The 19467-nt window shown below is 38.7% G+C and carries 10 protein-coding genes and 1 pseudogene; 2 read left to right on the top strand and 9 right to left on the bottom strand.

Going from position 1 to position 19467, the window contains the following annotated elements:
* Positions 1–185 precede the first annotated feature (185 nt).
* From ACFOOI_RS00110 to ACFOOI_RS00080, 7 genes are all read right to left on the bottom strand, one after another.
* Entirely contained in the window at positions 186–1751 is a 1566-nt protein-coding gene (locus tag ACFOOI_RS00110; RefSeq protein ID WP_379833504.1) for a RagB/SusD family nutrient uptake outer membrane protein, read from the bottom strand.
* Between the two features lie 11 nt (positions 1752–1762).
* Positions 1763–4807, bottom strand: a complete 3045-nt coding sequence (locus ACFOOI_RS00105) for a SusC/RagA family TonB-linked outer membrane protein (protein WP_379833501.1) — start codon at positions 4805–4807, stop codon at positions 1763–1765.
* A gap of 322 nt (positions 4808–5129) precedes the next feature.
* Positions 5130–7994 carry a family 78 glycoside hydrolase catalytic domain gene (locus ACFOOI_RS00100; protein WP_379833498.1) on the bottom strand — a complete coding sequence of 955 codons (2865 nt, stop codon included), beginning with the start codon at positions 7992–7994 and terminating at the stop codon, positions 5130–5132.
* Positions 7995–8044: 50 nt separating this feature from the next.
* Entirely contained in the window at positions 8045–9457 is a 1413-nt protein-coding gene (locus tag ACFOOI_RS00095; protein WP_379833496.1) for an arabinose isomerase, read from the bottom strand.
* Positions 9454–12753 carry a family 78 glycoside hydrolase catalytic domain gene (locus ACFOOI_RS00090; RefSeq protein WP_379833494.1) on the bottom strand — a complete coding sequence of 1100 codons (3300 nt, stop codon included), beginning with the start codon at positions 12751–12753 and terminating at the stop codon, positions 9454–9456. Before ACFOOI_RS00090 ends, ACFOOI_RS00095 begins: the two co-directional genes overlap by 4 nt.
* A 203-nt stretch (positions 12754–12956) precedes the next feature.
* On the bottom strand, positions 12957–14567 hold the full coding sequence (locus tag ACFOOI_RS00085; RefSeq protein ID WP_379833491.1) for a sulfatase-like hydrolase/transferase: 1611 nt from the start codon (positions 14565–14567) through the stop codon (positions 12957–12959).
* A gap of 43 nt (positions 14568–14610) precedes the next feature.
* Positions 14611–16074: a sulfatase family protein gene (locus ACFOOI_RS00080; protein ID WP_379833489.1), complete on the bottom strand. Its 1464-nt coding sequence runs from the start codon at positions 16072–16074 to the stop codon at positions 14611–14613.
* A 271-nt stretch (positions 16075–16345) separates the two neighbouring features.
* On the opposite strand from ACFOOI_RS00080, the gene ACFOOI_RS00075 reads away from it, so the two are divergent.
* On the top strand, positions 16346–16954 hold the full coding sequence (locus tag ACFOOI_RS00075; RefSeq protein WP_379833487.1) for an AraC family ligand binding domain-containing protein: 609 nt from the start codon (positions 16346–16348) through the stop codon (positions 16952–16954).
* Between the two features lie 15 nt (positions 16955–16969).
* A pseudogene (locus ACFOOI_RS00070) lies at positions 16970–17224 on the top strand (helix-turn-helix domain-containing protein); the annotation flags it as partial.
* A 33-nt stretch (positions 17225–17257) separates the two neighbouring features.
* Here the strand turns inward: ACFOOI_RS00070 and ACFOOI_RS00065 are convergent.
* Both ACFOOI_RS00065 and ACFOOI_RS00060 read right to left on the bottom strand, forming a co-directional pair.
* Entirely contained in the window at positions 17258–18685 is a 1428-nt protein-coding gene (locus ACFOOI_RS00065) for a sulfatase (protein WP_379833485.1), read from the bottom strand.
* A gap of 17 nt (positions 18686–18702) precedes the next feature.
* Entirely contained in the window at positions 18703–19404 is a 702-nt protein-coding gene (locus tag ACFOOI_RS00060) for a hypothetical protein (RefSeq protein ID WP_379833482.1), read from the bottom strand.
* Between the last annotated feature and the right edge of the window lie 63 nt (positions 19405–19467).

Here is a 19467-nt window from a genome sequence, read left to right as displayed (position 1 = left end):
TAAAATTTCTGTTAATGAATGTTAATAGAATAAGCTTAATCAAAAGAATCCAAAACAGATCAATAATCTTAGCCTCATTGAAGAAGTCGCACAATCAACAATAGTCAAACCCTCTCCCTCAAGCAAAAAAATTGACCGAAGTAAAACTACCTCGGCCAATCAAAAAAACAATCTTTATAATCAATCTAATTTCTATACCCATTATTTGTCGGGTCGGACTTTAGTAAATTTGGGTTTGCCTCTAACTCTTGCAGCGGTATTGGTAACTTAACATGGTAGGGCTTAATATTAAGGTTGGGCTTCCAGAATCGATACTCCAATTTTTTAACTACATCTAAGAGTATCCCCCATCTGATCAAATCGTATCTTCTGTGTGCTTCTCCTGCAAGCTCCCACTTTCGCTCGTCATACATTTTTTCTCTGAACTGTTGCTGTGTTAGTCCTTTAAGCTCCCATTCAGCCTGAGTAGCATAGGCACGTTTTCTGACTGCATGTATGTACTCATATGCTGCAGCAGGTCCGCTCAATTCATTTTGACACTCTGCTGCCATCAAATAAATATCCGCTAAGCGAAACACCATCCTGTTGTCTGAGTGATTAAAACGGGGAGAAGTATCAAGTTTCAAATTCATAAACTTTGCCATGTAAGGAAACACTAGATCGAAACCTAAATAGTTTTGCATAACATTTAGCGGCCTCCTCAAGTCATTTTTAGGAAATTTCTCTGCAAAATCTTTTGAAGTTATTTGAAGGCCAGTACCGTTAAAAGCCTCGCCCCTGGCTGTCAAGGCTGCTGCTAGTGCGTTTCTCTCTGAAGTTTTGGCAGGCTCATCTCTCAAACGAGGATTAAACATACTCGGTCTCCAGTTTCCGTTTCCGGCTAAAGCTGTTACGCCTACTTCAAATTGACTTACGATATCTTTGGCAAAGTCTAATGACCAAATAATTTCAGAATTATATTCATTGGAAGGATCAAAAACTGAAGCATAATTTGGCAAAAGTTTATGCCCAGACTGATTAATTATCTCTAAACTTTTATCAAGCCCAGCTTTCCAGTTTTTCTGCTTCATGTATATTTTTGCTAAAACTGTGGCAGCCACCCATTTTGTAACTTTACCCCTTTGTGCAACGGTTAAAGTAGCCGGTAGGTTATCTTGGGCAAACTGTAAATCTTTAATTATCCCAGCTAAAATTGTAGCCTCTGGCGTTCTTCCCAAAACTTTTATTTCATCAATTTTAAGCTCCCCTTCATAATATGGTGCATCGCCCCACAAATTGGTTATGTGCCAATAAGCAAAAGCACGCATAAACGTAGCCTCAGCCACAATTTGGGTTTGTGCAGCTTTAGGAATCGCACTATTGTTAGTAACTCTCGCTATTATTATATTACTATTCAAAACGATTTTGTATAAGTCTTTCCAAGTATCTGAAACACTCATAAGCTGAATAGAAACTCCAGCGAGCGATTCGTTCATGGAATAGTTACCAATAGGCTCCACAAAATCTGCCGCTCGGTTGGGCTCTATTATGTCTGCTCCGTTATCATAAAAGTGATCAAGACCAACCTGCCCGTAAAGCGAGTTATTTTTTAAAATAGCATAAATACCCGAAATAGCCTGCCTGGCATCTGCCTCGGAATTAAAAAAGTTTTCTGGTGCTACTATGTCTCTTGGAATTTCCTCTAAAAAATTCTCGCATCCAAAACTTGAGAATAGTAAAACTATGTATAGGAATAAATATCTTGTTTTCATCTGATTAAAATTTAAAATGTTACGTTTAGACCCAGTGTTAATACCTTTGCATTTGGATATTCGCCATTCGAAAATCCTTGAGCGATATTTCCAAGACCCGACCTTCCAAACCTACTTGTCTCTGGGTCAATCAATCTAAACTTTGAAAATAACAACAGGTTAGTGCCTGTAAAATAGGCCGTCATGGCTTTAATTTTGTTTCCTCCAATCTTGCTCGTAGGTAAATTATATGCGATACGTGCAGTTTTTAGACGTAAAAAAGAGCCATCTTCTACGTATGCAGAGTTACTTACTACATTGGTTACGGCATCTGACCCAGCTCTTGGAATATCTGAGGTAGGGTTTTCTGGTGTCCATCTATCCGCCACTTCGGCATATTTGGTGGTTTCGCCACGCTGAAACATCGAGGTACGTGTTCTGAGGTTGTATACTTCATTGCCAACTGTTCCTTGCAAATAAAAAGACAAGTCAAAGTTTTTGTAAGAGAATGAATTTTCGAGGCCATAAATAAAGTCAGGCTGAGGGCTACCCAACACCACATTGTCTTCCGTAGAAATTATTTTATCCCCATTTAAATCCTCATACCTTGGCCCACCTACTACCTGAGAAGACATACCAGAAGCATTGATTTCTTCTTGAGTTTTCCAAGTACCCAAATACCTAACACCCGTAAAAACGGGAACAGTTTCGCCTACAATAATTCGAGTATTACCTGAACCCAAAATTGGATCAACTACCACATCAATAAAAGGAGCCCCACCTAAATCTAACACTTTGTTTCTGTTGCCAGACAAGGTCAACGTAGTGTTCCATTTGAAGTTGGCTTTCGCTACATTTTTTGAATTTACAAGAAGCTCCAACCCTTTGTTTTGAAGCGAACCAATGTTTTGCAATTGACTTGTAAAACCTGTTTGGCGAGGTATTGTGACATCTAACAACAAATCTTTGGTTTTTTTGTAATAAAAATTCAATTCTGTAAATAACCTTCCGCCTAACAAAGCCCCTTCTAATGCCAAGTCAAAAGAGGTGGTGGTTTCCCAACCTAAGTTTGGGCTAGCTGGTCTGCCCAACGTTAAACCCGGTACTTCCACCCCGTTTACGGTAGTATTCGCTTCTACCAAAATCGCTTTAGTTCTGTATGGTTCAATGGCCTGATTTCCTGAGCGACCAAAACTTGCACGTAATTTTAGGTCAGAGAAAACGTTTTGATCCTGCATGAACGGCTCCTCTATTATTTTCCAAGCACCGGCTACCGACGGATAAAAACCAAATTGATTTCCTTTAGCAAAAACCGAACTCCCGTCTGTTCTACCTACAAGAGTAAATAGATATTTATTTTTAAACGTATAATTTAATCTACCGAAAAAAGAAGCGATTTGAAATCCTGAGTATCCACTTGTAACCACTGCCCTTCTTGGGTCAGAAAAAGCCAAGTTATTAAACCCTGCCACATCACTGGTAATGCCAAATGCCTGTGCTCCGGTGAGTTCGGTTACTACTTTTTGAAATGAAGCTCCACCCAAAACAGTCACATTGTGCCCAGTACCAAAGTCTGACGAATACTGAACAGTGTTTTCATTGTTCCAACCTGTGGTGGCCACTGTGTTTACACTGGCAATACCTAAGTCGCCCACTAATAAGTAGTCTGGTCGTTGGCTTGAATCAAACTGATTGTTTTTTGTATTGTTAAATTCTGGATTAAATGTAGAGCGTATCATCCAGTTTTTAGATGGATTAAATTGCAAATAGACCGTACCTAAAAAGTTATTTGTATAGGTTTCGTTGGTATTTAATTTTGCATTTGCCACCGGATTAGAAAACGGTGCTCCAATAACCTCATCAAAACCATTAAAAGTGCCGTCGGCATTATAAATCGGTGTGGTAGGCAATGTTGCTAACAACTGACTATAGCCCACAGTTCCGTTATCTTGATGTAGACGTGAATAGTTAACTCTAAAGCCGGCTTTTAGCTTATTGGTTAGCTTTATATCCAAATTAGAGCGATATATAAATTTACTAATTCCCGAATTTTTAATAAGACCGTCTTGGTTAAAATGATTCAAAGAGTTGTAATAACTTATTTTACCATTTTCAGATGAGCCAGACACCGAAACATCCGCATTAAAAATCGGCGAAGTATCCATCAATAAGTTGAACCAATCGTTATTGGGATAAGTAGATGGGTCGTTTGGAAATGGCTGGGCGGCAGATCTAAACTTAGCATCTTCGTTAGTAAAAGCTATCTGTTGTGCTTGGGTAAGCTGTGCCGGAGTTTTTGGTATTAATTGCATTCCGGAGTATAAACCCACACTAACTTGTGGCTTACCTCCTACAGTGCTATTTCCACTTTTTGTGGTTACTAGCACCACCCCATTTGCACCTCTAGAACCATAGATTGCTATTGAAGAAGCATCTTTCAAGACTTCAATAGACTTGATATCGTTGCTATTGATATTATTTAAGTTAAAGTCAGAACCTACCACAATGCCGTCAATAACCCAAAGAGGCTCGTTGCTTCCCGTAATGGAGTTACCACCACGTACACGAATAGATGTGCCTGCACCGGGAGCTCCACTTGTTTGGGTCACCTGCACACCAGCTGCTCTACCTTGAAGGGCTTGGTCTACTCTAGAATTGGGTACCTGCGATATTTCTTTGGCACTGATAGAAGAAACCGAACCCGTCAAATCCGATTTCTTCTGTGTTCCGTAGCCAATAACTACCACATCGTCAAGGAGATTATCTGACAGCAATTCTACATTTATTAACGATTGATTTCCTACCACAACTTCTTTTGAAGTATAGCCAACAAAAGAAAAAACGAGCGTGGTGTTTGGATTCGCCGCAATAGTAAATTTACCCTCAATATCGGAGGTGGTTCCTTGAGTTGTTCCTTTGATTAAAACAGAAGCACCGGGCAAAGGCTGACCGTCTGCTATTACTTTTCCAGAAACCGACTGAGCATAAGATACTGAGGCACAGGAAAAATACAGTAAAGCAATTATCCAAGTTTTCTTAAAACTCAGAAAATTTTCAAAAAGTAAGTTAATTTTCATAAAGAAATTAGTTAAAAGTTTAGTATACAATAATTTACATTCCAAAAAAGCCCATAATACACATATTTAAAAGTCCTTAAAAAATTAAAACTTAGTCTCGACTTTGCGTTTTCTCAATGTCAAAACTTGAGGTTGTTTTATTTTTTTTGTAAAAACAAAACCCACTTAAAAGACAAAGCAGTAGCTATCTATAGCTAATAATAAGCCTAGTCAAAATTTGATTTTAAAGAATAACCAACAGATAATTACACGCCTAACTTCGGGCCAAAGCAAAGCAATGTGTTTTCGTAAAATCTAAGTTTTACGCTTAGTAGAATCAAGCTTATTGTTTCAAATAAGCCAACGTATATAGACCAGAACCCAACACCAATGTGGAGGAATCAACAATTTCGATTGGGTTGTTTTTTAAGAAATCTTTTAAAGCAACGCCGTTTATACTGAGCGTTTCAAGCTCATTTTTACTTAATAACACTTTAGCTTTTGTATTAAAAGGCACTTCTAAATTCATTGAAAAACGTATCCCGTTGGACTTCCAACTGCTTGAAATTTGACCATACGGCGACGGTAAACTAACAGAAGTGCTGGTAATTTTAGCAGGAAAAATAGGGTTTACAGTAAACTCCTTAAACCCAGCAGACTCGGTGGTAGATTTTATACCGCCAAGAGATTCGAAAAAATATGCAGCAAAACCACTGTGCATAGGATGATTGAGCGAGTTGGTTAAACCTTCCATAGTATCCCAATCAAACTGCCGCTCAGGCCAGGTAGTGAAACCATAGTTCATGACATAGGTTTGGCTTGGAAAACTTGGTGTTGTTAGAATATCATAAGCCAAATCCGCTTTGCCATACTTTGAAAGGACAGTATAGATGTACCGATTTCCATGAATCCCTGTAGAATGGTGGCCGCCTTTTACGTGCTTAATATCATATGCAAGGCCTTCTACAACTGCATTAATCTCAGACTGTGGCACTAGACCAAACTGTAATGCCATAACCGTAGCGGTTTGACTGCCATACCATTTGTAAGAAGTGGAGCCAATCGGTTTCAGAAACATTTTATTAAACGCAAGCATCAGTTCCTGTTTTTCTTTTTTTAATATTGCTTCAAAAGATGCATCGTTATTTTGTTTTGCAAACCTTTCCATGACACCTAAAATATCATAGAAATAGGCATTTGCTGAAACAATAGGATCGCACTCCATAGCACCCGGATTTTTGAGCCTGTCCCAACTTGGCGGGCACCAGTCTCCCATACCGTTTTGAATGATGCCATCTTTATCTTTAAAAGACAAATAATAATTACTTAGGTCTTTCATTTCTGGATAATATTCTTTTACCAATTCGGCATCTCCGTAATACAAATAGTTATACCACGGCAAATACATGGTAGCTACACCCCAGTCTAATTTTGCAAGGCCAGATGTTCGTTTTCCGGGAGCTATCATAGTAGGTACTTGGTATTGACGATTGGCATTTTCACCACCTTTGGCTGGTCGCAGCTGAGTTCGAATATCCTCCATGTATTTTTTATAAAAATTACCCATTTCATAGTTATAAAGGGCGTATTCACAAAATGCGTGGGCATCGCCAAGCCAACCGCATTTTTCGCGATGCGGGCAGTCTTCAGGAATTCCGTGAATATTGCTTACTATCGTCCATTTGCTAATACTGTGCATTTTATTGAGCAGTGAGTCTGAACTAGAAAAGCTCCCATTTTCTTGAATGTCTGTAGCTACCAAAACCGACCTGATCATATCAGAAGTGGGCTTTTTGCTTATTCCTTTTATTTCGGCATACCTAAAACCATGATAGCTAAACTGCGGCTCCCAAGTTTCTGCACCGCTGCCTTTGCAGATATATTTAAAAACTTGTGGCATGCCATTGGCACCTCCGCCCGTAGCCCCTTGAAAAATATCCAGACCGTCTTGCGTCAAGGCTTCTGTGGTGGTTATTTCAATAAGTTGACCAGACTTTTCTTGTACTTTTATTTTTACCCATCCAGCTATGTTTTGACCAAAATCTACAATCCAAGTACCACGCGGTGATTGAAAAACTCGAACAGGATTAAACTCTTTTAGTCGCCTGATGGGCGGAATCTGCTGAGCACTAACTTTAGCAATATCAGGCACAATAGCCTTTGCATAGCCCCATTTTGAATCATTAAATGCCACCTTATTCCAATCCTTAATTTCGAAGCGGGCGTCGTACGTATCTCCCCCATAAATATTATTAAAAACTACTGGGCCAGTGGACTCCTTCCATGTATCATTGGTGATAAAATCAGTCTGACTACCGTCTGAAAATGTCACTTTTATCAGCATCCGAACTGCTGGATTTCCATATGCCATATTTGCCTCTGATTCCTTGTCGCTTTTCCAAGAAATATCTTGTCCATAAAATCCATTTGCTACGATAATCCCCAAAGCGTTTTTACCTTGTTTGAAATCTTTGGTGATGTCATAATGCACATAATACGCCTGCTTGTCATAGTTAGACGGAGCTGGATCAAGCACATGGTCGCCTACTTTTTTCCCATTTAAATAAAACTCATAGTATCCCAATCCGCAGATATATGCTTGAGCACTTTTAATGGATTTTAGGGCATTTACCTCCTTTCTAAAATATGCCGCAGCTTTCCCTTCTACCATTTCGGGCGTTACCATTTTAGATGTGATGTATTCTCTAAAACGGTGCTCCGAAGTTCGGGTGTCTTTGTTTAGACTAATCCATTTAGATTCTCCCCAATTTGACTCATCTAAAAGGCCCATTTGAAAGCTTTGCGGTGCAGACCAGCCTGACTCTTGATTTCGCTCATCCCATATTTTAACTTTCCAATAATATTTTTCACCTGCTTTTAAGGTCTTACCATGATACTTTACATAGGTTGACTTAGAGCTTTTGACCTTTTCTGAATTCCACATATCAGAGGTTTTTACGTTTAATTTTGTAGGACTAGTGGCCACCAATAGCTGATAGGCAGATTGAGATTTATTGTATCCTTTAGAAGTAATTATCCACGCAAAATCCGGCTGTGTAGTTTCTATAGCACTTGGATTAGAAATGGTATTGCACGTGAGTGCTTTAAAAGCCAAGTCAGAAACTTTGACTTTTGGAGCAGTTTGCCCAAAAGAAAAATTGAGACACGAAAGCAATAAAAAAAGAAATTTCAGTAATCTATATTTCATATTTAACTCTTTATTTAGTATTCATTTATTCGAAAAATTGCCGTTCTTTTTCAGCAAACACGCACAACTTTCATTTTTAATATTTTCCCTAACTTTTCGATTTTGTCTGCTATATGCCCTACGCCGATGGCACAATGGTGTGCCGGGCCATTTTTTGACCACTCATTCATAAAGATCCTCGCCCCTACTGAGAAACGATAACGACTATTTGTATTACCAATCTGAAGGGTTGGCCCTTCCACAGATTCACCTTCGGCCACCAACATAAATACTTCGTCTTTGCCCTCAACCACGGAAAGGAGCGTTACGGGCCCGTGCTTTACGGTCATTTGTATAGATAGGCCTTTGCCTGGCTTTCCATGATAAACCGGCAATGGCACAAGCTGAACTTTGCCTTGAGAAATAGCAAAATGTGCAGGTCCATCGTGGCCAAGCATAACAATATCGTCGTTAAAGTCCATGGCATAAAACTCTGAAAATGAACCACCTGAACCAAATGCGTCCATAATTTTCATGGCTTGAGCGTTCTTTACTTCATATTCGCCAGCTACTGGTATGTTTTTGCCTGTTAATAAGGTATTTCCGGCTATTACTGAAGTCACTATATTTTCATATTCATTTCCAGGCTGTCCCTCGTAGTAATAAGCCAGTGCACCTAAGTCATGAGCTTTTACTAGCTTATCTAGTGCAACTGAAGTGGTAGCGGCTCTTAAAATCTCGACTTGTTCGCATGCTTCTATTACCTCAAAAGTTTCATTAAACTCTTGCACTTTTCCGTGTATTTCTTCCTCGGTTACATCGTCTCTTAGAGCTTTAAGTTCACACATTTCTAAGACTTTTATGTAGGTACCAAACGCTGTAGATTGCTTTGTCAAATCTGAATAAACATCTAACATGCCTCCATAGTAATTGCCTAAAACTCCTAAGCGATTGGTCCGCATAGTGGCAGCTACTTGAGTAGCCTTTATCCAGCCTTTTATTTCGTTCCAAACGAATGGTTCGCCCAAAAAACCTGTAACAATTTCATAATCGATACTTGCTCGATTGAATAAATTGGCGAGCTCAGGCACAGAACATGCTTGGCAATGGGCCAGCCATTCCCCTGTCATTTTCCCTCTATCGCCAAGTAGATTAAATTTTTCATAATCTATAGCTGCTACAGGTTGAATATTTAAAATGACTATTGGGCATTTTAACTTTTGTGCCAAAGGCAAAACTGTGGAAGACAAAGCATACGTTGAAACATACAAAAACACTAACTCGACATCATTTTTTTTCAAAAAATCAGCAGTTTCTACCGCCTTCTCTGGTGTATCTACAATGCCTACATTTATAACTTCTGCACCATACTCTTGCATTTTTTCGGCTATCTGATTTTGATAACCTTCTAAGCGTTCAAACAAGCCTTTAAACTGAGGCCAATACGTATCTAATCCTATACCGAATAGTCCTATTTTTGTCATTTTAGCTTTGTATCATTAAATATTTTAAACTCAGAAATAGATGGAGCCTTAATGGCATCTAATATAAAAATTCGGCATTTTGTAGCTTTTACTTCTTTGAAAATATGTACTTTAGCTCTTCCACATTTTTGATCAATCACCAAGTCTTTCCACTGCGTTCCGGTCCAATATTGGATTTTGTAATTACCTATTAAGTCCCCTACTTCATTTATTTCTACTTTATTAAATATTTGCGGTTTTATCCATTCCAGTTCTAAATACTGAGTATTAGCTTCGTTTGCTTGCCAAGAAGTGGAATCAACTTCGTCGTTGGCTTTAAATGCCTCGAAACCAGGAAGTTTTTCGGTTTCAATAAACATAGAGGAGGCACTTATTCTACCTATCTTTGATAGATTTTCTGGCTTCTGCAATGGTTCTGGGAAAGTAACTAAAGGAACATTACTAACAGAGAAATTATATACCCCAGAGGTAACTTCATAAATAACATAGTTTCCTACCGCTTCATTTTTTTCTGATCCCAAAAAGCGAATACCTTTCACTTTTTCGGCTAATTGACCTCCTACTTTAACTACCTTTTTATCTGTGGCAGGCAAATATATTTTGGCAGTGGTATTAATCGGAATTTCAATATGAAAACAAGCAGTATTCTTGTTTTTCGTCCAGTTTACTACTACGTTCCCGTATAAAGACTTATACGAAGTGTTGGCAAAAGTTAAGTCGCCCACCAAGGCTGGCTTTATGAGCATACTTTTCATACCAAAGGCGTTTTCGTTGGGCCTAATACCACCAAAACCTTTAATGAAATACCCCCCGATGCCGGTATAACACGTGTGTATTTTACTCATTCCTACCGATGACCAACGCTCCGGCCAAGTGGTTTCGCCTTGGTCTATAAAATACCCGTAACTCGGGTGGTGACGGTCTTGAAGGAGCTCATAAATAAGGTCCATGCGTTCACCAAATTCTGTAAAATATCGGGTATAAAGTGCCTGCCCAGAGCTCCCAGTGTCATAATAAGGAAAATCGTAAAGCACATTATTTACCAACACGGCTTCAACTTTCTTCTTTTCTGATGCGGGTGTTACTCCTGCTATAAGTGCGAAAGCTTGGTTGATTTGCTGCCCGCTTCCGTATTTACCAGTTACTGAATCATAAGTCATCTTGTGGGTGGCTTCTCGCTGTACGTTTAGTCTTTCTGCATATACTTTGGCGTCATCAGCTTTTCCTAAGGCAGTGGCAATCTGCAAGGCATTGTCAAGCATAAAAGCGTAAAGTGAATTATTAAAATGTATGGCATCGGGCGAGTTGCTACTCGTCCAGAAATTCCCCCTTGGTGTACACCAATCTCCCAGACCCGGAAAACTAAGTACACCCTGCTTGCCCGTTATTAAAGCACCTCCGGTATTAAAATTTGAATGATTAAAAAGCCAAGTCATCCACTTTGTCATGGATTCGTAATTGTCAGCTAAAATCTTCTTATCCCCAAGCATTCTGTAAGACTCCCAAATGGTGATTGGGCTGTTGGCTTTCCACATTAAAAATGGCCTGTCGTTTTCATTTATAATTGCATTTATTTGCCCTTCTTCATTTTGAGCATCCCGCAAAAACTGGGTATACTGGTCCATGTAAGCTCCACTTTCAAAGTTCGGCAAGGCGTCACCATACATAGCCGCAACTGTTACCTCGCCCCAACCACGCCTTTCTCTATGCGGACAGTCTACCAAAATACCGTCCATAGTATTGGCTATATATGTGTCGAGGTTTATTTCATAAATCTGATTGAGAAGTTCGCTCGAAGACTCAAACTTACTGATGCGTTTTCGGTCATTTGTAATCACATAACCTTTTATATCAACTAATTGCGGCTTATATTTTAAACCATAAACGGTTATCCATCGGCCACCTGCTACATTAAACCTATTTGTAAAAACACCTTCACCTGACTTCCCGTAGATATATTTACTCTTTTGGTTCCAGTTCATTACCTTTTCAGTTTGATCACTAATCTCAAACAGCACTGAGTCGCCCTCATGTCCCTTATGCATTTTCATTTCGAAAAAACCTGTATAGTTTACGCCCATGTCAATCATGTAAGTTCCGTCGACATTTGCAGTAACTCCAATTGGTTTTACTACTTCAAACTTTACCTGAGGTTCTACCATTTGAGCACTTAACTCAGCTGTTATTTCGCTATTTATTTGAAAATTCGCGGTATTTTTTACAGGAATATCTTCTTTAATAATGGGCAATGAATTTTGGTTTCTTACTTCAGTTGGTTTATAAATACTAGCATTTATCCAATTGGAATCATCATAAGCAATCGTGTTCCATTCGTCTTCTTTTTTTCTATCGTCTATGGTTTCCCCACCAAAATGCAGAATATCCCAATCTCCATAATATTCACTATTACTTTTTTTACATTTCCAAGAATCGTCCGTTGCCATTGAAATCTCTTTTCCTTCCGAACTTATGTTTACTTGGGCTTTAAACACAAAAGGGGGATTTTTATATTCGGTGATTCGCTGCCAGCGAGCCCAACCAGCAGCATGCCAAATGGCGATAACATTGTCTCCTTTTTTAAGTTTGTCGCTAATATCATAGGTCAAATATGGAATCCGCTTTTTCATGTAAGACATTACGGGATTCATCACATTATCAGTGATTTTTTCGCCATTTACGTAGAGTTCATGATACCCAAACGAGGCTACGAAAACCAAGGCAGAAACTGCGTCATCTTTTAAAGTAAAGGTTTTCCTATACCAATTGTGATCTGTTTTTTTCTGATCATTTTTTAAAATCCATGAGCCTTTCCAATCTTCAGGATATAGCAATCCCATAGCAAATTTTGCCGAATTGCTCCATTCTGACATAGCACCAGAAACATCCCAAACTCGTACTTTCCAAAAGTAGAATTGACCTGACTTTAGCTCTTTCCCTGCATAAATATTATTTACTGAAGTACTATTTTTTATTTTACCCGAATCCCATACGTCACCGATATTTTTCTTCAGGTTTTCTTTACTGCTGGCCACTATTATTTGAAACGCCGTTTGTTTTTGACCACGCACCGGTGAAGCCTCAGACAATATCCAACTTAGCCTAGGAGTCTTATTGTCAATTCCGAGTGGGTTGGTTCTGTATTCACACTTAAGATCAATTGGCAATACTTTTGAATATGCACTAAAACTTATTAGGAAAACACCAAAAGTGAGATTTAGAAATATCGAAATATTCACATAAACCTTTGGCACCAAAAGCCATTTTCTTATTAGGTATTTTTGTTCTTTTGCGTACATTTTTTTTGTTTAAAATGGAGAGTTTTTTTTAATTCCAATTTTGACTAATTACCAAAATACATAATCGAAAGAAACACTATTTTTTGGCAATAAATAGGCAATAGATTTCCCTCGATGGCTTTTTGCCAATTGCATTTAAATACTATAAATACTTTTTTGAAAGATTTTCCTTTATTAAGGTAACTACTTAAAAATCAGATATTTCATAAGGCAATTATTTCACTAGGTTGAAAACCTATTCGTTGAGCCATTGCTTTTACTTTTGCGTTTTTAGGAATAGTTATTGGTTTTGAATAAACTTCCCAACTTTGAGGTTCTATGCCGTTTTTTATAATTTTATAAACTATGGAAGCCCCCTCTGTGGCTGAAGATATCATTAGCTTAGATTTTTCAATTTTAAGTATTGGATTAGCAGTGGTAGGTGGCTCGCTTTGTCCATTCCACATTTGCTTTACCAAACTTTTCTCCTCGATTTCCCCATAGTCATAAACCTCCTTTTGCCAATCTGTAAAGACCTCTCTAAACGTACTTATTTTAGAAGCATATTTCGAATTGTCAATTAGGTTTACCAATTGAAAAGGATCTGCTTTTATGTCGTAAAATTCTTCTGATGGCTTGGTCTGCTTAAACCAAATCATTTGAGTTTCGTTAAGTTGCCCATTGTCTCGCATTCTTAAAATTTCTCTCATTGAGGCCTGTTGCTTTCTAAACTCAATGTCCATGTAAAGTGGTTTTTCGGGGCTGAAGTTTTTAATATATTGAAAACTGCCATCACTTACGGACCTAACCCTATCGTATTCTGAATCAAGGCGATCTCTTGCACCAAATATATACGGATGACCTTCCACAGTGGCATATTTGCCCAAAAACGATCTCCCCTGCATCCATTTTGGAGTAGGAATACCCGCTAACGACAACACAGTAGCTGGCCAATCGATTGCAGAAATCATACGGTCATCGGTAGAGTTTGCAGGTTTTTGACCTTTGGTTGGGTAGCCACTAGGAAAACGAACTAAAAACGGCACCCTAAGTCCACGGTCATAAACTTCTCTTTTGTAAAAAGGCAAGCCGTCTCCATGATCACCCCAAAACATCACAATGGTATTTTCTAACAAACCATTCTCCTCCAGTTCTTTCATTTTTTCTCCTACCCAATCGTCTAGTTCCGAAATATTAGAGTAAAAACGTGCCACATCTAGTCTCACAGAATCAGTATCTGGGTAAAAAGGAGGAAGTTTTACCTTCTTGGGATCTACTCTCAATGGATGCTTACTTCTCGCCCAAACCTGTGACTCATGGGTGATGGTACTGTTAAAAATCGCAAAAAACGGCTGTCCTTCTTTTCTGTTTTTATAGTGAGCAGTAGTGCTGCTTTCGTCCCAAATAGACGGAATATCCTCAAATTGATAATCTGTCTTGACGTTGTTTGTGCAATAATATCCTTGAGCCCTAAGAAGCTCCGCAAAGTGCTTAACATCAGGTGGCATAACTACTGAATAGTGTTTCGGCAATCCTGTTTTTTCGGGATAGGTACTGCCTTGAGTTCGCATATTGTGTCCGCCATTGCTGGTTTGAATACGCCCCGTGGCTATTGCGTTTCGGCTAGGAGCACAAACTCCCGCTGTGGTAAATACATTGGTATACATCACTCCTTGCTTCGCAATTTTATCAATATTGGGCGTAGGAACAGTATAGTCGCCGTAGCATCCCAGACGTGGGCTCAGATCTTCCGCACTAAGCCAAATGATATTGGGCATTTTTTGTGCATATAGACTCGATATGCCCAGTAAAAAAAGAAAAAATATTTTTTTCATATTTTATTTATTTCAAGTTTTTTATCAAAAACTCAGGCTATTTTTATTTCAATTTGGGTGTTTGCATTACCCCATTTCCTTTATCAAAACTCCAATAATCGATTGCGTTTTTAGATTTATCCAGCACAAAATTCCATTTTTTCAAATAATATTCTTTTGGCTGAAAATCATCACCAATTTTATTAAGGGCCATTTGAAGTTTACTTTCCAGGTCATTTTGTAGCATTGCATAAGCCGGATTATCATACAAGTTAAGCAATTGATAAGGATCTGCTTTATTATCAAAAAGCTTACTTGAGCCGTCTAATGTTTTTATATAAGAATATTGCTTTGTTCGTATGGCCCGATATTCGGGATATTTAAACTCACTCGTAAAAGGATGAATGTTTAACAACAAAGCCGCTCTATCTACACTTTCATTTGGAGATTTAATCAAAGATGCCAAGTTTTCACCTTCGATAGTGTTTGGAATAGCGATATCAGCAAGACCTAAAATAGAAGGAAGTATGTCAGGAGTATTTATTGGTGCATGCACTGCTTTTCCTTTATTTTTACCAATTTTAGGATACTTTATCAAAAACGGCACCTTAATAGATTCGTCCCAAGCGAGCTGTTTTGTGAAAGGTCGCAGTCCGTGGCCGCCCATCATTTCTCCATGGTCGGCAGAAAAAACTACAATCGTATTTTTGTCTATTTTTAGGTCTTTAAGTTTATCCAAAACCTGGCCAATAGCGGCATCTGTGGCCGTACAATGTCCGTAATATCCTTGTAATTCTACTCTTACTTTTTCGGCAATTTCTTTCGGAACATTTGGGTTAAGTATTAACTTTTCTTTTGGGTATAAAGCCTTGTATTCTTTTGGTGCACTGTCGTGCGGAAAATGTGGCGTAGCGATGGAAATAAATAGCAAAAAAGGCTTTTGGTCTTTAGCATGATTGGCCATATACATCTTAGCATCATCGGCTAACGCAAATGGCGAGTAGCCTTCCCAGTATTTCTTTTCAGGGTTATTGTTTTCGTAATATGGCATATGATTGTAGTCATGAGAACATTCCAAAGCCTTCCAATAGTCAAACCCTTGGCGTCTTTCGGGAGCTACATTATTTTCTCTACCGTGGCCATCTAAATGCCATTTTCCTAAATATGCGGTATTGTAACCTTCTGCCTTAAAAATTTCGGCCATACAAAGCTCCTCAGAAGGCAAATAAGTATCATTTAAAAACATTCCGGTGGTGGTTGGATAACGCCCGGTGAGTAGTGCCGACCGATGAGGCGTACAAACTGGCGTAACCGAAACCGCGTTTGTAAAATTGACCGATTCCTTTGAAAACTTATCCAAATTGGGAGTTTTCACATTAGGATCTCCCGCATATCCAAGTGCCGATGACCTCCACTGATCTGTCAATATATATACCACATTTGGCTTTTTATCGGCCTGCGAAAAGGCAGTTCCGTAGACCAATAATATGCCTAAAATAATACTATTGAAGATTAACCTAGTTTTCATTTTTTTTAAAATAATTATTGTTTTTTCTTGCCAAATAACCCCTTTTCAAAATTTGTCTATTTGACACAGTAATAGCACTTTTTGATTTTATTTTAATCAAAAATAAACTACCAATAGAAATATTACATTTATAAAAAATAGTATAACTTTATCCCGCTATTTTATGTATATGAAACAAAAAATATAACTATTTGTATTTTATATTGTAAATTTACATACTTCATTAAACCTTATCAATTGACAAATTGATAAATTATATACACAAAATGATATGAATAAAAAGTACCAAAAATACCTCATGGTATTTGAACAAGACGAAAAATGGGGCTTCTATATAAATAACCTTGGAAGAGCATCTGTAGACAAAAATATTGAGTATCCATCCAAGGGCCACCCGGGAAGTCACATGTTTACTTGGGAAAAGGGAAGAACCCTTGATGAATTTCATTTTGTACTTATCACTGAGGGCGAAGGTGAATTTGAAAGTAAAGAAACGGGCAAAAAGAAAATTTTACCCGGAGATGGCTTTTTGCTATTTCCAGGTATGTGGCATAGATACAGACCAAACAAAAAAACTGGGTGGAGCGAACGCTGGGTGGGTTTTTCTGGACCAATTGCAAAACAGTTTCTGTCAAATGGCTTTTTCAAGTCACAATCACCCGTAATTTCAAAATGTAACCGAAGCACTGTTCTTGGTTACTTTGATACTTTATTTCAACTATTCGAAGATGAGCCTTTTGGCTATCAACGACTGGCCTCTGGTATTTGTATGCAGTTAATGGCCGAACTTTATAACATTCAGCAGAACAGCAACAGCGAAGACTACCTCAATCAGATGGTTTCTCAAACGAAACACCTGATGTATAATAAAATAAATTAAACCTTAAACTTAGAAGCAATTGCAGCGGAATTAGGTGTAAGCTATTCGAAATTCAGAATTGATTTCAAAAAACAAACTGGCATATCTCCATTGCAATATCATCTTTCTCTTAAAATAGAAAAATCAAAACAGTTGCTGCTACGGACTAAATTATCTCAAAAAGAAATTGCGTATTCACTGGGGTTTGAATCTGACTTTTATTTCAATAGATTATTTAAACAAAAAACAGGAATCACACCTAAGCAGTTTAGGAACCAGTTAGAGGATTAGAACTTCCTAAAATTATGCTAACCGTAACAATATTCATTTGTCAAATTGTGGGTAGTTAGCTCGCTCCTCATTTGGAAACTGAACCGACAACAAGGCCTTCATCCTTTCTACATCTTTTTGATATTTATCACTTTGAGCAAAATTTTGGCTCACCTTCATGTAGTTTTGTTTATTAAAATACAACTCGTTCTCTATGAGCTTATTGCCTTTATTGTCCCACCACTCGGTGTACCGCATCTTGCCGTCGGTACATGTAAAACCCATTATATTTTTCCCTCTCGGATATACGCTGTAAGCAGCCTTGTGAAAACACTGTTTGGGATTATCGGCCAGTGTAACCAAACTCTTTCCGTCTAGCTCCTGTGTTTTTAGCCCACAAGCCTCAGCGAGAGTCGGAAAAACATCCACATTTTCTATCAAAGCATCAGAACTCGCATTTACTTTCCTTTTTTCATAGCTCGACTCGCGGCTTATTATCAGTGGCACATTTACGTCTATTTCAAAATTAGTGTGCTTGCACCAAGCTCCATATTCACCAAGCTTCCAACCATGATCACTCATAAAAACTACAATGGTGTTTTTGCGTAAATCCAAATCATCTAGTGCTTTCATGACTTTTCCTACTTGGGCATCCATATAACTCACAGATGCATAGTAGCCCTGCATTAAAGTCTTTGCAGTTTCATCGTCCAAAAGCCCCACTTGCGGTATGCCTGCATAGTTTCGCAGTTCGCCCCAATTTGTAAGTGCATATTTGCCGGCGTTTGTCGGTGCCTTGGTATTGGGAACCACAAACTGATCTTTATTGTATAAATCCCAGTATTTTTTAGGTGCATTGAATGGCAAATGTGGCTTACTCAAGCCTACCACCATCATAAATTTATCGTCTTTTATTTTACTTAAAGTCTCCACTGCATCTCTGGCCACACGACCATCTTTATAGGCCTCGTCTTCTACTTCCGCATTTTCAAAAGCGGGCCCGTTTCCTTTTCTTTCATCAGCAATGGCGATATTCTCAGGTTTCACATAAGCATTTGGCTCATTCGGGAAAAGCATACTCCAACTCTCCTTATCGTCGGATACGTGGTGGTAAACCTTCCCTAAACTAACTGTCACGTAACCATTTTCTTTAAAAAGCTGCGGCATAGTCACTATTTCTTTATGAACAGATCGCAGGGGCGTAAAAAGCGAATAAATTCCAATGTTTTCAGGTCGCATTCCGGTTAATATACTCATACGAGAAGGTGCACAAATAGCCTGCTGGGCATACGCCTTATTAAACTTTACACCGTCTTTGGCCAAAGCATCTATGTTAGGACTTTTGATTACTTTATTACCATAACAACCCAAAACTGGCCGTAAATCATCAACCAGAAAAACCACGACATTGGGTGGCTTTTGAGCAAAAACCAGACAGTTAACGCTTAAGGAAATAAGTAAAAACAATTGTATTTTTTTCATGTAAATAAAATATTTATTCATTTCAAAGGATTCTTCTTCACAAAATCAAGCAGCAGTTTTCGTACATCCTCCACTTTTCCTGTTTTCAACCCGCCGTTTGTTGCCCCTGTTATCCAATAAAGCACCATGCCAGCGTCCGAACAGTCCCACATTCCTTTTTGGAAATTCACCACGTCGTCTACTTCTGCCAATTTACCCATCAACCAAATCAATTCTATGCGGTCATCATCGTGATTTTTCGCCCAGTCCCACTTTGATAAGTCCACTTTTAAATCAATATTTTGGTCGGGAATACGCACTTCTTCTACGCCAAAATCCAAAATTTCTTGCCATTTAAAAAAATCACCGGCATTGTCGTTTGCAGGATGGTGCGTTATTACTTTTACAAATTTTAGTTTCTCTTTTTGTGCCGCCTGAAGAGCAAATCCAATGATGTCTGGTTCACCAGCCTCCACTATCCAAAGCGGGTCTTCGGCCGTTGAGGCGTTTATAGCTTTTGTGAGGTGTTTTATGGTTTGGTCGGTTTGCCATTTGGCATCCATAAAAGTGATATGTTCGAAACCGCCCCACCTTCTAGCGGTTACGTCACAGGCGGTTTGCATGAGTGCGTGTCGCTCTTTTTCGGCGACTTCTGAAATTCTTTGTAGCACCACCAGGTCGCAGCTGTGTGAGTAATGCACCAAGCGTTTTTCTAGTCCTGCAGCACGTAGCAAAGCCAATGAAACAGCAGTGCCGCCGAGGTCGTCAGGGTCAGGAGAGTTACCATCTGCTACTATTGCTAA

Source organism: Lacihabitans lacunae (genome assembly GCF_042649125.1).
Classification (GTDB): domain Bacteria; phylum Bacteroidota; class Bacteroidia; order Cytophagales; family Spirosomataceae; genus Leadbetterella; species Leadbetterella lacunae.
Note: the sequence above shows the minus strand (reverse complement) of the source record. Positions and strands in the feature narration are given on the sequence as shown.